This is a genomic window from Dysgonomonas sp. Marseille-P4677, assembly GCF_016652235.1.
In the GTDB taxonomy this organism is placed as follows: Bacteria; Bacteroidota; Bacteroidia; order Bacteroidales; family Dysgonomonadaceae; genus Dysgonomonas.
This window is the reverse complement of sequence record NZ_JAEPKU010000032.1, coordinates 1-13,863: the sequence shown is the minus strand read 5'-3', so window position 1 is coordinate 13,863 and position 13,863 is coordinate 1. Positions and strand designations below refer to the sequence as shown.

Here is a 13,863-nt window from a genome sequence, read left to right as displayed (position 1 = left end):
TGTGAGTTGTTAAAAAACTCACAGGATTAATGATAAAATGGTATTCTAATTTGTTTATAATTAAATTCTAACAATTATCAGAATCCGGTCTGTTTATTCTTTCTTTTATTCTAAAGAAAGTGTCTATAAAACATAAAGTTTGTAATGTGTAAATCTGATTATCAGATGTGTATAGTCTTTTTGTCATCTTGTAAATATACCTCCATCAAAACTACCTATGTCTATAAAATCTATTGCATTCAGATAGAGGTCATCAGGTGTAACGAAAAAGTTCCTGTCATCAGGTATCATGTCAATCGCTTTTGAAACCCCGTAATGGCTACTGATTGCTTTAAGTTCGTATAAAATGGTCAGCAGTTTTATCCCAGTTCTTGCTATATCTTCGTCACTGACAGTGTCCTCTGGCAACAAGCCTGCATCATAACGATCCAGCAAATCATTTAACTTAACAGCAATTCGGTTGTTCCAATCTTCACTATCGACCTCTTCATATTCAGAGATATTCAGTTCTTCAATCTTCAATAATCTGGTCATACTCTTTTGCTGCATAATTTCCCATAATGAAGTCGTATCGCCGACTCCTTTACGGATTTCCGTGTCAACTATAAGCTTCTCAAACTGAATAATGTACTCTTTATTCGTGTAACACTGCGCTACAAACTGTGAGCAAGTCATCGGATGTTTGTCTTTGTGGAGTAGCTTACTTAAATCTTTCATCAGGCTCAAAGCCAAGTTTTCAAGGATATCGAAATAAGTTTCATTTTTGATGATTTTAGCAGACAATTTACTAAATATACCAAGCAGGGAAAGAATAGTCAAATTTGCAAACGAATATGGATTTCCTTCCTTAATATACATGTCGGCAGATTCCATTGTGGGTTGAACCGTTTGTAGATTCGGGTTTCGCCTCACATAACAAAATGATTCATCATAAAAGGTAAACAACTCTTCGAGTGTATTATAGATAATCCCATATTTATGAGCATGTGCGATTGTAGGTTTACCATTCACTATTCCGGAATAGATCGCAGAATGGCTTACAACACCTCCACTTAGCCTCACAATTAATTTGCCGATAAGGTCATTGGGTGGACATAAAATAAAATCTCCTTCTTTTAAATCTTCAATTTTCAGATTCTTGATCTCAATTGTTTTATTTTTCATGTTATTGTTGTTTTAAGTTGAATTCTTCTTCACGGCTTTTTACTCGCTGGTAGCCTCTCCAGTCGCTGAAACCAGCTTTTGCCACAAGTTCCAACTCGGAAAGGGAGGTGTTATTGGGATGAGATTTTAACCTATCTAACTCATCCAATCGGTAACGATTTACAAAACGGCAAAAATTCATACCATAGGTACCATTTATCAGTGCCGATAGCGAACTACGATTGGTATTCAAAGCTTGTGCTATTTCTGTTATTTTCAATTTGGGATTCAGATACGGTCTGTTATTACTCATGTATATTTCCAATCGATGTACATCTTCACGATTTATTTGTTCAGGCAACTCACGGTCTGTCGGAGGTGTCTGTATTTCCTTTTCCGACGTGTCAGAGGAAATAACCACAAAATTGTCAAGCAATATATTATGGACAAGCATTACATCTTTAAACATGAATACCAGAGCAAGAAAAATATTAATCGGAAACGATGTTAGTTGCTGCTTAGTTAACAGCATAAAGCCCAATGCAGCCGGTAATGAGCCAAGCATAACAAAAAGAATCTGATAAAGCCATCTGAGTGAGGTTCGCTCTTCATCTGCTGAATAGTTTACTACAACCCGACGGAAACGAATTACCCTAAGTAGACAAAAAACTGTATATACGACATGGAACAGAACGAAAAGTAATGGTTTGGAGGTGAACAACGCCGAATAGTAAGGATAATCCCGTGACGGTTCGCCTCGTGATTCGACAAGCTGTAATTGCACATCGAAGGGTATAAAGAATGACCAGACAAACAACACCAATGCAATAAGGGTCGGTATAGCAAAGTGTAAGATTGAAAACTTTTCACTTTCATGTGTTTTCGTTAAATCAAAGACAAACCGATAATACAGGATATTATACCCCATAAATATCCACATAACAGGTGCATTGAAAACAACAAACAATTGAGGTATCACAATATAGAATACTATCGATAACCAAGCGAATATTGCCGAGATATATGCCCATATCGCCATTTGGATAGATCGTTTTTCAAGCTGAGATTCTCCTTTGTTACAAAGCCTTTGCAACAACAAACCACTAATTAATGCCGTATATAACGGAAATATGAAAGGTAATATATTTAGAACCTCCTGCTCAGTCATCTGTTACATCTGTTTGAGAATTTAACACCGTAGAGAATTGCTTTTTTACATACAGGTAGTTGCGGTACTTGCCAAATCCGGCTTTTAGGCATAATTCAGCCTCACTCTTGCCTTTATTTGATGGTAATGCCTGCAACCGTCTCATTTCGTGCAAACGACATAAATTCATATAACTGCTGAAACTCATGCCATAAACCTGATTGACAAACTTCGATATGTATGTGCGGTTACTTTCTAGTGGTTCCACAAGATCAACGATGGTCAATTGCGGATTTAAAAATGGCTTATGCTTGCGGAAATAGCTGTCAAACACTTTTTTGTCCAACTCGATAAGTTGCCCATCCTTGATTTGTTTGCTTGAATATTTTCGGTACACACGCTTTGAAACTGTAGTTTCTGCTTCGTCTTGTTCGTGCTCTTGCTCTTGCATTACAGGCATTCGTTCTATCATTGTAGGTTGGGGTGCCGGTAACATGGAAGCTTCGAATAACGAAATATTGCTAAAAGAAGAACCTACATAGTGACGCATCAGTGCATAAGTGAGTGGGATATTCATTGCCAAAGCAAGTAGACAGGACAACATCAGTAAAATCGATACATATATGCTTGGTTCGGATCCTCCTACAAGTGGTAGTAATATAGAGGCGACAGGATATAACAAGATTTCGCATACGAAAGGAATACCTTTGCTATTGTCTATGGCAGCAGAAGTACCTAATTGTACAGCAAGTGCGAGTTGGAACTTATACATTTCATATAGTGGCAACGCAGTGTAGATTATTCCGAATACCAATGCAGCACCAAGTGAAATGTCATTGCCGTAATTAATCCAATCTTCAGGAGAGATAATTCTGAAAATCAACAACCCGATACCGACTAAAAGGGGAGGGAGATAATGTAAAAAGTTAAAATCTTTTTTCAGTTTAGCAGCATGGTATAGGAAATGATAGAATGTAATCATTGTATATGCTGCTAAAATACAATACAAGATATTAAGCTGAAAAAATGTATCAGAAAGAAAATAAAACATAATCAGCATTAATCCGGTGATACCTGCAAATAAGCAGTAAAGCGACATCAGTTTTCTAAAAGTGTCTTCTGTATTCTTCACCTTTAAGCTGAGAATGATTGCCCAGAAAATTCCATAGGTAGCAAACATCCCCGCAGGAATAGCAATAAAAAGAAGCCTTATAATATCAAATTCTTTCATACGATTTTGCATAAAAATACAAATTTATTTTAACAATTAAGTCAAAAACGTACATAATTTAAGTTCTCAATGAATCAATAAGATACACGTATCTTATTTTACGATTTTACTCATTTTTTAAGATTATATATGCAAAATCATACGATTGATGTTTTTGTAGGTGTAAATATGGACTTTTTGGCTAGTTTCTTCAGGATTTTGATTATAGTTTTACTGAAAATTGTACCCAATTACATTGATAATCAAAAGTAAATATTGTCACTATTGGTTCTCTTCAATGTCAATTTATAGAGGTGTATAATATGTAATCTAAAGACTATCATTATAACAAAATGAGTTAAAAAAACTATAATCAACTATGACAAATCTAATGAAAATGAATAAAACGGTTTTACTCTGTATACTGTTTTTCATGAGTATTGCTGTTTATGCACAACAGCCCGAACGATCCTCGCAAACCTATTTCGAAAAAGGTAGTTTAAGCCTACGCTCCAATGCCGTTCCTTGGTTAATGCTGATGCCTAATGCCGGATTTGAATACAAGCCATCGGACAATATTGGTCTGATTGTAGATGGTGCTTTTGCTCACTGGAGTTTAAATACGACCAATAAATATTGGCATCTCTGGAATGTAGCTCCGCAAGTACGATATTATATCGGTGAGCTTAAAGACAACTATTTGGGATTACAGTATATGATGGGGAGTTATAACCTGACTGGAAAACAAGGCAGCTATATGGGTGGCGGATTAACACTTGGACACCAATTTGATTGCGGACAGAACCTACTGGTCGATGTAGGCATCTCTCTGGGATATCTTTATTTGTACGACACAGAAGAATATACCCGGAAAAACAACGTAAATGTCCGTACCAAAGATAAATATTCGCATGGATATTGGGGACCGACAAGCGCAAGTATCACTTTTGTTTGGAAAATAAACTGATTAACCTGAAAACTTTAATGAAATGAAAAAGTATAAATTCAATTACACATCGTTTACGGCAATCATTGTTTTATTTTCCGTAATCCTTCCGTCCTGTACCAAAGAAGAATTGGTTAATCCACCTAAGGTTACTCTAACGACCGACTGGACAAACCGTAACGAGGGTGTTGCAATCCCATCTCCTTATACAGTTGTATTAAACAATAAAAACCTGACATTTCATTCTGCAACCAACACCTTACCCGAGCTGGAAGCAGGTACCTATCCCATCACTATTTATAACCCGGCTGATAAAATAACAATAAATGGCTCTACGGCTACAGTTGCCACTTCAGGCAGCATTGTCGATGCACAACCGGGATGGTTCTTTTCTTCATCATTAGATGCTGTCTTTGAAAACGATAAAGAAGAAAGTTTAACAGCCGTTATGCAACAACAAGTGCGCCTGCTGAATATAGAATTAACTATTACTGATGGAGATATTGCTAACATAGAATCCGTAACTGCTTCATTGAGCGGTGTAGCAAATATATTGGAGATGAAGACCGGAGTATGTTCAGGCGCAGGACTGAAAGTAAAACCTGTATTTGCACAGAATGGAAACAAGCTATCAGCCTCGCTGCGTTTGATAGGGTTAACTGCCGAAAAACAGGAACTGATATTGGACATAACCTATAAAAGCAAAGTTGATCAGCAGATAATATCGGATGTAAGTTCTCTACTCACGGGTTTCAATAATAACGACAAATACAAGCCTCTAAAATTGACCGGCGATATGGAAATCTTTACAGCCATAGGAATCGAATCGACGATAAAAGGCTGGGCATTACAGGATGAGATAATATCTGAAATAGAACCTTAAAATAGAAATGAAAATGAGAAAAATATTACCTATAGTTTTTATAACCGTGCTTGCTTTGACCGCCTGTTCGAACGACGAGGAAGTTGATAACTCGCGCAAAGAAGTGAAAATTGTAGCCACCATTGGTGCTACCGACGGTAAGACAAAAGCTGTTTTCGAAAACGATGGCAGCGGAGTATTTGAAACCGGAGACAGATATACACTAATTTATAAGCATCCGACGGAAGGTAACGAAAGTAAACAACCATACGAGATCGGTATTACTAATCTTTATTGGGAAGATTTAACCCAGTATTGTGACAATTCGACTGTCTTTTTTGCTTGGTATCCCCATTTTTTTTATGACGGTATAGCTGTACCATACAAGGTAGCCGGCGCGGAAACCGAAGTAGCCAAAGACCTGTTGATGGCACCGCCGGTTACTGTAGCCAAGGGTGATCCGGTGAACCTGCAATTTAAGCATGTGATGCATAAATTGGTGATAGTGTTGAGTTCGAGCCTCTATTCTGCTGCTGAACTGGATAATGCCGTTATCACGCTGAAGAACTTAAAATCGGATGCGATAGTCAATTTTTTAGATTGTACCGTAGATGAAACCGCCGCAGAGGGAACAGACAGCTACACTCCTAAAACAGGAGCTTCCGTATCTTTCATTGTGGCACCCCAAGTTCTCCCTGCCGCAGGCACGGGTATTATTGAGATTGAAATTGCCGGGAAGAGCAGCACATATAAAGTTTCGTCGGGCTTGACCCGCCTCGAAAGAGGAAAAGCTTTGACCTTGAATCTGACCCTCAAAGAAGGCGGTTATGTGAGCGGATACGTGGAAGAGGACTTTACACCCGACGGAGGTTGGGACGAATGGAACTAATAACTATAAAAGAAAACAATATGAAAAAATACATATCATTTTTATTTGTCGGTATTTCCATATTGCTTGGAGCATGCAGCAATGATGAGACCGTAACAGAGCAACCCGAAAGAGAAAAAACAGCACCGCAACTGATAGCATCTGTCGATCAGGGCGATAAAATCGTAACAAAGGCAGGTGTGATAGAAGATAACGATTATACAGTCGGTGAAAAAATCTATTGGAGCAACGGAGATGCCACAACAGTCTTTTTTACGAATCCAAGTACGACGCACCCACTCCAATACAAAAGAGTGGATTATGCTGCAAGCGTAGTAGCGGGAGAGCAAAGCAACAGTTGTACATTTGTTGCTCAGAGTGGAAGTGTAGATGATGGAGCATACACTGCATATGGACTTTATCCGTCTTCGGCTTGGGAACTTAGAACTGATTACGGATCTTTCCTTCGAGCAAACGTACCTGCTTATCAAACACAAGACCAAGCTAATTCCACACATACGGGAGCCTATATGCTGATGAAAGCTCAAAGCGATGTAGTTGTGAATGGTAGTAGCCCTATTAATCTTACTTACAAGCATCTTGCTTCGATGCTTCGTTTTGCCGTATGGAATAACTCGGACAACAATAGTCTGAAGTTGGAAAATATCAATGTGGGGCTGAGTTCCGGCAAATCGGTGTTTGCCGCTATAGCTAATTTGAATAATATTGACGACGGTTCACTCTCGGTTGGGAACTCATCAAAATTTCCTAATTTAACTTTAGAATTAACCGGCAACGCCCGGAATTTCTCTGTCAAAGACGGAAAAAACCAGTGCGAAGGTTATATGGCCGTGTTGCCCACAGCTACAGATGCGTTTGAAAGTTCAGATGACTTAATTATCGAACTATCCTTTACAGACGGAACTAATAACTATCTGGTTACTAAAACGTATAATATCGGAACCGATCTCGATTTCCTTTCCGGTGGCATAGAGCAGGGCAATAGCTATTATTTCCGGTTGAAGGTAGATACCGGCGATCTTAACGCAATGACAGGTACATCCTATGCCGTTGGCGACTACTGGCCCGACAATACTTACCCCGATGGCATTGTATTCTGGGTGAAGCCGGGCAGTTTTGGAACCAAAGGCAAGGTTGTGGCATTCAAAGAGGCCTATGTCTCGAAATGGGGACCGGATAATGATGAAGACGCCGCCGGAGTGGCAGGTATCCGCAGCCTGACAGACGGAGCAACAGCCACAAGAAGCCTGATTGCCAAATATAAGGGTTCGATCGTTGCCTTTTCCATGGATTATCCTGCTTTCTTTCATATTTATAATATGAACAACGGTAACGAGAACGGAGCCTGGTATCTGCCTGCCCGTGATGAGTTGAAAATGCTTTATGCAGGATATAGCGGCAAAGTTTATGAGAGCATTGTGGGTTGGATAGCGAGCAATAATATGCCGGGTTATGATTCGCCCGAATGTAAAGAAGCTCGTACACAGTTCAATGCAAAACTTACGGCAAAAGATGGTGGTATAGCTATAGGTTGCAGCGGTAATAGTGTGGCTAAAAGGTATTTATCTTCATCCGAAGATTGGGCTAACGGAAGCTTTATCTTTAACGTTGAATCTGCTCAATACGGTTATTTTTTAAAGAGCGATGATGGTAATGTCCGTTGGATAAGGGAGTATTAAGAAAATATTTTTACTATTTAATATTATATATTTATGAAAACAACAAAATTATTTACAGCTACATTGATTCTAGCACTAGCTTTTACAGCATGTTCTAACAACGACGAGGAAGTAGACAACTCTCGCAAAGAAGTAAAAATCGTAGCCACCATTGACGCATCGACCGGTGGAAAGACAAAGGCTGCTTTCGATTATGATGGCAGTGGAGAATTTGAAGAAGGAGACATATTAACCCTGTGTTACGAAAATCCGACGACACAGTTCGGAGGCGGGGTCGAGTACAAGATCGGTAGTAGCAATCTTTATTGGGATGTATTAACTTCGCATTATGGCGATCCGCTTGTTTTTTCTGCTTGGTATCCGAGTTATTCAGGTAGCGGAGTTGTGCGATACAAGGTAGCCGGCGCGGCAACCGAAGCAGCCAAAGACCTGTTGATGGCACCGAAGGTTACTGTAGCTAAAGGTAATCCTGTGAACCTGCAGTTTAAACATCTAATGCATAAACTGACGATATATTTGGGTACGAACTATTATTCTATTGATGTTCTGCAAAACGCTGTAATCACACTGAAAAACTTAAAATCGGATGCGAAGGTCAATTTTTCAGATTGTACCGTAGATGAAACCGCCGCAGAGGGAACAGATCCTTACCCTTCGGTAACAGGTTCCAATGCCATGTTCATTGTAGCTCCTCAAACATTGACCACAGGAGATGAAATGATAGAAATACAGATTGACGGAGAAACATTTACCTACAAGGTTCCTGCTACATTGACTGCCTTAGAAAGTGGCAAACATCTTGAAATAACGTTAATGCTGACCCGCTATGGAATTGAATTCCAAACAGGTACTATCAGTGCATGGGGTGATCAGGGTACTATTACAGAAGTGATCAGAATTAATTAAGATAAAGCAAATGTTACTGAGGATTAAATTATCCCTCTTTTTTGAAAACAAATAAGTTACGATAAATTATTAACTTAAAGTGTTACAGTAATGCGGGGTTCGAAAGAACACCCGCATTGTTGTAATATGATAAACCGCAGCATGATGAGTGACCATATTACAAATATTGTGGAAAGTATTATCATTTGCATAATCAATAGTAAAACCAATTCCCCCAAAATAATTCACCTGCAAGCAAATGAAAGCGAGTTTCTTGATCAAATCCATAAATCGAACTACCCATACAGTGTGTTGGAAAATCCCGGAACTTCATCTGATTCAGATATATTAATAACCAACCACTTATTTGTCAGGGTATCAGACGGATTTAAAAGAATTGCCATCAGTAGTATAACACATCTGCAGGCATCACGGAGCTATTGTGAAATTCATCTATCGGATGCCGAAACAATGCTTGTATCCATTTCTATGTCTGAAACATATAATTATATTGTCAGTAAAGATTTTATTCGTATTCACCGAGGTTATATAATCAATCTTCATTATGTGGAATCTATCATGGGAAATACCGTGAAAATGGTTAGCGGCGAGAGATTGCCTATCGGAAGAGAATTTCAAAAAACTGTAAACAAGTCATTCTCATTCGTTGGTACAAGAAGCCGGAAATACGAATAAATATTGCTGTTCGGAGAACAGAATTGTCGTTAGAAAAACAAATTTTGCCAAGGATGTTACGACGCTTAGATTTGTATCTGAAGCTTCAAGTTAATTTATTAATTTTTAAAATTACAACATTATGGCAATTGATTCAGCTCCATCGCAAATCGCAACTAGTGCGTTACAAGCGATTCCATTTGGTTCAATTATCGGTGGCCCACTCAAAGCATGTATCGAAGCACAAGCTATGGCTGCCCAAACAACATGGAATTTCATTCAACAAGTCGGTCTTAATACCGATTCTCAAACAGGTGAAAAGAAAGCAATAAACGTATCGTTTCAATTTATGCAAAACGGACGTATGGCACAACTTAACGTGCCTCTTCTTACAATCGTTCCGATACCTTACATTGCAATTCACACGATCGACCTAAACTTCAAAGCCAATATTTCTGCTTCGGCATCTACGTTCTCTGAAAACTCCGAACACACAGAAGCTGGGGGTAGTGTGGGAGCAGATGTAAGTGTTGGTTGGGGGCCTTTTAAGGCTTCAGCAAAAATGAATGCCAATTATTCAAGTAAAAAAGATTCAAAAGCTACGCAAGATTCGAAATACAGCGTTGAGTATACGATGGACGTAGCGGTAAAAGCCGGACAGGAAAGTATGCCTGCTGGTCTGGCAAAAGTGCTTGAACTATTAGGCAGTTCGCTTGATGTGTCTGACCCTAAAGGAACTTTGGAAGTTAGCGAAACCTTGATAATGCTAAATGACGGAAAGCCGGTACAACTGATTGCAACTTACAAAAACAGCGAGGGTTTATTCGACACAAAACCAATTACATTGATGTTAGGTAATACTAAAATTGATGGAGAAGTTAGCGGCGACAGCGTAATTTTTATGCTTAAAGATGCAGGTAAGTATATTGTACAAGCTGGAGAAGGCAATACTGTGGCTGTAACGGTTGAGGGCAATAAGACTGAAAAGAAAGAGTCGAAGAAAGTCGATGAACCTAAAACAGCATAATCACAATTAACATTTGAATCTTATGGCTCAATTAAGCAAAATAGTAGGATCGATCCTTCGTGATATGATCGTTGCTCAACACGAGGCAAATATGTATGCAGCAGAGTTGAGCGAAGCATACCGTAAAGACGGGCGTATGGAAAAGTTTCAGTTGCCTACCGTTAGTTTCGGTGATGTAGAGCTGGATTTGAAATACGGAATAAAGAAGGCAGACAACATGCCGGAGCAATATGAGGCTGATTACGAGTATTACAAACATCGATGTGAAGATGTTTCGTCGCAGTTGGCAAAGGTAATAATCAGTGCAACAGCTTCTGTAAAAGCCCAGCAAAATGAGAATAAAGAGGTGAATGTATTGTTGGAGAAGCTATCCGGACAGTCTCAACTGAATGATAAGTTTCATGCTTTTTTGAGCCGTAAGATTCTAAACGCGTGCTATTCTAATTTTTCGATATTGGTAAAGGAAGATGGCAGCTTCTATAATGATGTACTATTCAAAGTTTCATTGGATGTTGTTTCTGCGGAATTACTGGATAATAAAGATTTCAGTGATATGGTTGTCTCGAAGAAAGATAATCTCAAGAGCATTCTCAGTATTAGTATAGAAAAAGCACTTAGTGCTTTTATCCCTATGCTGACAAAGAATATTAATTTCAATCGGAAGCGAAAGCTGCCTTCTATGGAAATTGAGGTGTCAAACGCTGAACTATCCAAGTATTCGACTGAAAGTATTCACTCTCTTCAGCTTAGAATACATCCCAACTACCTTCCGATAAGTGTAATTGATGATGAAAATTTATTACCAACCGAAAAAGAATAATAATTATGGCTAATGATGATATTAAAAAGGTAAGTAGCCAGGTAATGGAACTAAAGGATTTGATCTCCGCACCACTTGTAGCTACTATTGATGCAGACTCCATTTCTTCAAGCCGGTATCTTGATTATTTATTGGAATTGGCTTTTGAATCGTATAACAAAGAAACCAAAGAACTTGGAAAGCTGAGAATGTTAACGTTCTCCTATGCTTCTTTTGACGTTGGAGGAAAACATATACAGCGCATCAGTGTTCCATTACTTACCCTTGTTCCACTTCCCCTATTGCAGGTTAAAGAAGCCTATTTTGAATTTGACATACAAATTATAGACGCAGTATCGGAAAGTTATGACAAACAGTTTTCATTTAAAGACGAGCAAATTCAAGAGGGTGTGAAAATCCAGAATCAAGGAGTAAAATTACGTGCAGCACTTGCTCCTGATGTAGGACAACAGTCGGCAAAAGGTGAGCTACGACAAGGATTGACAGCTAACATGAAGGTAAAGGTCAAAATGCAGCAAGCGGATGTGCCCGGAGGATTGGCTAATTTATTGCATTTAACAACCAACAACCTGCAAATAGAAGACGTTGAAAGTGACGATTCAGATAAAAGCAAAGTAAAACGTAAATAAAGCAGTATTAATTTATGAATCCAATTCAAGCGAATCCCGAAACAACAGGTGTGAAATGCCCGCGGTGCTCGGAGTTGATAAAAACAAGTATTCAGGAGTTGATAACATCTTCCAGTATACGGTGTCCAAAGTGTTCATTACAGTTGGTTATCGATAAGTTCAAATCGAAGGAGGCTCTATCTGCTCTGCATAAGGTGCAGGAGGTACAAAACCGTGTAAATTCAAAAAGTAAATTTTAAAAATTATAGTTATGGAAAAAAATATTTTGTTCATTTTATTTCTCAGCTTCTTTTCGTCTATGTTTTTTGTGGGATGTGATGAAAAGGATATGAAAGTAATTAATTATAAAAGTGAAATTACAAGTAGTCCAAATAGTGATAGTATTAAGAATGATATTATCAACAATATTAGGTCTGGAGTATCTAATTATCGTGTTACAGATATAGACATAGCAGATGCCAAAGATTTTGCTGAAAATATTCTTAATAATGATAATAACAAAGAGAATAAGAGAATTATATTAAGTGGAGAAACAGTTCAAAATAAGACGTACTTCGATGGTAGATTCGATTGGAATCCAAGTGAAAATCCTTATAAATTAATACTAAAGTCTAGTATCAGAGGTCGTAGTATAGTGATTTTCGAATATATCGAGTGATTTACATTATAGTATGATATTACAATTGGGAGAAATGAGAAAATCCCTAAGAGAGTAGCATCGGTAGTATTCCTCGCCAAAAAAGGAGGATATAATTTTAATACAATTAAATATTATGAGAAAATCTTGGAAATGTGGAGTTCAAATGACTGAAGAAGCAGATCAATGCTCTAGTTCTAGTCGCAGCGAAGAAACGAAGAAATGTATTGACTGTGGCACGACTATTCCTATTGATTCAAGGGTTTGTCCAAAATGCGGAGCTACACCTTGTTAATCGAGAGTATTTATTATTCCCCTGTCAGAGTAAAAACTCGGCAGGGTTTTTAATCCCCTCAAAATATGAAACTATATATCACTCTTATATTCATATCTATTAATGGCTTTAACCAATGTCATCGGGTGTTTAGAGAGGATATTTGACCATTTATTTGCGTTTCAATCTGTTATTTTTCTTGACTATGGGAGTTTCGATTTGCTTTTTTCCCTTTTTGGATTTTTGCCTTTCTCGGATCGCTCCACTATTCTTTGTACTCAGTATCTGATTTATTCTCTTTCCAGAGGAAAGAATAAGCGAAGTTACCGATACTATACCACTTAACTTTAGCATGGATAAGATAGCTTTTTTCCAATAATATTTTATCGCAGCCACGCATTTCATACTTGCCGTATTTGACAAAATCATCCGGGTTTTTATTACTAAATACAACTCTGTCTTTTCTATCACTCAGGAAACGACACACTATTATTAATTGTTTTAAGGAAATAAGAGAAGAACTAATGGACTCTATTGGCAAACACAGTAAATCTATAATTACAGCCAATATTGAAGTTTTTCTCAATCATTGTATGCGTTTCTATGACCGTCAGTTTATTACCCGTGAAAATGTAAATAAAGATGTATTTTAATTCATCCTCATTGTGTTTTCTGAATAGAGTTAGAAGTGTTTGAGGGAAGGTTTCTGTCTGTGTATACATTTTTCGTAATTTGTCTGCTGTGATTACTTCACACTTTTCACTCAGGTTCCGGTAATATGTATAAAGGATCATCTGGATTGAATTAAGGTCATTATTAAGAGATGAGGATTCATGGCTGCAACCCTTTGCTTCTCCCGTATTAACATCCCACATCAATGATTCAATACTCAACTTTTTTTACCATTCAATGTTATTCTTGCAATAATTGGAGATTTGCCATTTTCCGTACTACGTTTTTCTTCAAGAAAAATGAGATTCTAAATGTGTACTTCATTTGATTTTATTATTTTATAGGTAGACATAATATCTCTCTAAAAT

15 protein-coding genes and 1 pseudogene are annotated in these 13,863 nt (G+C 37.9%); 12 read left to right on the top strand and 4 right to left on the bottom strand.

The annotated features are described in order from the left end of the window. Positions 1 to 183 precede the first annotated feature (183 nt). The 3 genes from JGH11_RS07925 to JGH11_RS07915 are packed head-to-tail and all read right to left on the bottom strand — an operon-like array spanning position 184 to position 3,521. Entirely contained in the window at positions 184 to 1,164 is a 981-nt protein-coding gene (locus JGH11_RS07925; protein ID WP_201111044.1) for a hypothetical protein, read from the bottom strand. 1 nt (position 1,165) lies between these two features. Then, positions 1,166 to 2,311, bottom strand: a complete 1,146-nt coding sequence (locus tag JGH11_RS07920) for an AraC family transcriptional regulator (RefSeq protein WP_201111043.1) — start codon at positions 2,309 to 2,311, stop codon at positions 1,166 to 1,168. Further along, positions 2,304 to 3,521 carry a hypothetical protein gene (locus tag JGH11_RS07915; RefSeq protein WP_201111042.1) on the bottom strand — a complete coding sequence of 406 codons (1,218 nt, stop codon included), beginning with the start codon at positions 3,519 to 3,521 and terminating at the stop codon, positions 2,304 to 2,306. The genes JGH11_RS07920 and JGH11_RS07915 overlap by 8 nt, the downstream gene beginning before the upstream one ends. Positions 3,522 to 3,879: 358 nt before the next feature. Here JGH11_RS07915 and JGH11_RS07910 point away from each other — a divergent pair, with 358 nt between their 5' ends. The 11 genes from JGH11_RS07910 to JGH11_RS07860 all read left to right on the top strand — a co-directional run bounded on the left by JGH11_RS07910 (position 3,880) and on the right by JGH11_RS07860 (position 12,570). Continuing rightward, complete coding sequence (locus JGH11_RS07910; protein WP_201111041.1) at positions 3,880 to 4,467, top strand: DUF3575 domain-containing protein; 588 nt, start codon at positions 3,880 to 3,882, stop codon at positions 4,465 to 4,467. Between the two features lie 22 nt (positions 4,468 to 4,489). Beyond that, a complete protein-coding gene (locus JGH11_RS07905; protein ID WP_201111040.1) occupies positions 4,490 to 5,329 on the top strand; it encodes a FimB/Mfa2 family fimbrial subunit in 840 nt (279 codons plus the stop codon). Positions 5,330 to 5,342: 13 nt separating this feature from the next. Then, positions 5,343 to 6,197, top strand: coding sequence for a fimbrillin family protein (locus tag JGH11_RS07900; RefSeq protein ID WP_201111039.1), 855 nt, complete (start codon positions 5,343 to 5,345; stop codon positions 6,195 to 6,197). 20 nt (positions 6,198 to 6,217) lie between these two features. Further along, on the top strand, positions 6,218 to 7,876 hold the full coding sequence (locus tag JGH11_RS07895) for a fimbrillin family protein (protein WP_201111038.1): 1,659 nt from the start codon (positions 6,218 to 6,220) through the stop codon (positions 7,874 to 7,876). 33 nt (positions 7,877 to 7,909) lie between these two features. Then, the gene (locus tag JGH11_RS07890; protein ID WP_201111037.1) at positions 7,910 to 8,782 is read left to right on the top strand and encodes a fimbrillin family protein; all 873 of its coding nucleotides are present in this window, start codon (positions 7,910 to 7,912) and stop codon (positions 8,780 to 8,782) included. 126 nt (positions 8,783 to 8,908) lie between these two features. Continuing rightward, entirely contained in the window at positions 8,909 to 9,457 is a 549-nt protein-coding gene (locus tag JGH11_RS07885) for a LytTR family DNA-binding domain-containing protein (protein WP_201111036.1), read from the top strand. 121 nt (positions 9,458 to 9,578) lie between these two features. Further along, positions 9,579 to 10,463: a DUF2589 domain-containing protein gene (locus tag JGH11_RS07880; protein ID WP_201111035.1), complete on the top strand. Its 885-nt coding sequence runs from the start codon at positions 9,579 to 9,581 to the stop codon at positions 10,461 to 10,463. Positions 10,464 to 10,485: 22 nt separating this feature from the next. After that, positions 10,486 to 11,283 carry a hypothetical protein gene (locus tag JGH11_RS07875; RefSeq protein WP_201111034.1) on the top strand — a complete coding sequence of 266 codons (798 nt, stop codon included), beginning with the start codon at positions 10,486 to 10,488 and terminating at the stop codon, positions 11,281 to 11,283. 5 nt (positions 11,284 to 11,288) lie between these two features. Continuing rightward, positions 11,289 to 11,912, top strand: coding sequence for a DUF2589 domain-containing protein (locus JGH11_RS07870; protein WP_201111033.1), 624 nt, complete (start codon positions 11,289 to 11,291; stop codon positions 11,910 to 11,912). Positions 11,913 to 11,926: 14 nt separating this feature from the next. Continuing rightward, on the top strand, positions 11,927 to 12,151 hold the full coding sequence (locus tag JGH11_RS07865) for a hypothetical protein (protein WP_201111032.1): 225 nt from the start codon (positions 11,927 to 11,929) through the stop codon (positions 12,149 to 12,151). Positions 12,152 to 12,162: 11 nt separating this feature from the next. Then, a complete protein-coding gene (locus JGH11_RS07860) occupies positions 12,163 to 12,570 on the top strand; it encodes a hypothetical protein (protein WP_201111031.1) in 408 nt (135 codons plus the stop codon). Positions 12,571 to 12,994: 424 nt separating this feature from the next. On the opposite strand, the gene JGH11_RS07855 is transcribed toward JGH11_RS07860, so the two are convergent. Then, positions 12,995 to 13,228: a hypothetical protein gene (locus tag JGH11_RS07855; RefSeq protein WP_236263911.1), complete on the bottom strand. Its 234-nt coding sequence runs from the start codon at positions 13,226 to 13,228 to the stop codon at positions 12,995 to 12,997. Between the two features lie 59 nt (positions 13,229 to 13,287). Here JGH11_RS07855 and JGH11_RS20175 point away from each other — a divergent pair. Next, positions 13,288 to 13,470, top strand: a pseudogene (locus JGH11_RS20175) (AraC family transcriptional regulator); the annotation flags it as partial. Positions 13,471 to 13,863: the final 393 nt, after the last annotated feature.

Coding starts and splice junctions, on each gene's coding strand:
- JGH11_RS07910 (WP_201111041.1), top strand. CDS start 3,880: ATGACAAATCTAATGAAAATGAATAAAACGGTTTTACTCTGTATACTG.
- JGH11_RS07890 (WP_201111037.1), top strand. CDS start 7,910: ATGAAAACAACAAAATTATTTACAGCTACATTGATTCTAGCACTAGCT.
- JGH11_RS07905 (WP_201111040.1), top strand. CDS start 4,490: ATGAAAAAGTATAAATTCAATTACACATCGTTTACGGCAATCATTGTT.
- JGH11_RS07870 (WP_201111033.1), top strand. CDS start 11,289: ATGGCTAATGATGATATTAAAAAGGTAAGTAGCCAGGTAATGGAACTA.
- JGH11_RS07900 (WP_201111039.1), top strand. CDS start 5,343: ATGAGAAAAATATTACCTATAGTTTTTATAACCGTGCTTGCTTTGACC.
- JGH11_RS07885 (WP_201111036.1), top strand. CDS start 8,909: ATGATAAACCGCAGCATGATGAGTGACCATATTACAAATATTGTGGAA.
- JGH11_RS07925 (WP_201111044.1), bottom strand. CDS start 1,164: ATGAAAAATAAAACAATTGAGATCAAGAATCTGAAAATTGAAGATTTA.
- JGH11_RS07860 (WP_201111031.1), top strand. CDS start 12,163: ATGGAAAAAAATATTTTGTTCATTTTATTTCTCAGCTTCTTTTCGTCT.
- JGH11_RS07865 (WP_201111032.1), top strand. CDS start 11,927: ATGAATCCAATTCAAGCGAATCCCGAAACAACAGGTGTGAAATGCCCG.
- JGH11_RS07895 (WP_201111038.1), top strand. CDS start 6,218: ATGAAAAAATACATATCATTTTTATTTGTCGGTATTTCCATATTGCTT.
- JGH11_RS07875 (WP_201111034.1), top strand. CDS start 10,486: ATGGCTCAATTAAGCAAAATAGTAGGATCGATCCTTCGTGATATGATC.
- JGH11_RS07915 (WP_201111042.1), bottom strand. CDS start 3,521: ATGAAAGAATTTGATATTATAAGGCTTCTTTTTATTGCTATTCCTGCG.
- JGH11_RS07880 (WP_201111035.1), top strand. CDS start 9,579: ATGGCAATTGATTCAGCTCCATCGCAAATCGCAACTAGTGCGTTACAA.
- JGH11_RS07855 (WP_236263911.1), bottom strand. CDS start 13,228: ATGAAATGCGTGGCTGCGATAAAATATTATTGGAAAAAAGCTATCTTA.
- JGH11_RS07920 (WP_201111043.1), bottom strand. CDS start 2,311: ATGACTGAGCAGGAGGTTCTAAATATATTACCTTTCATATTTCCGTTA.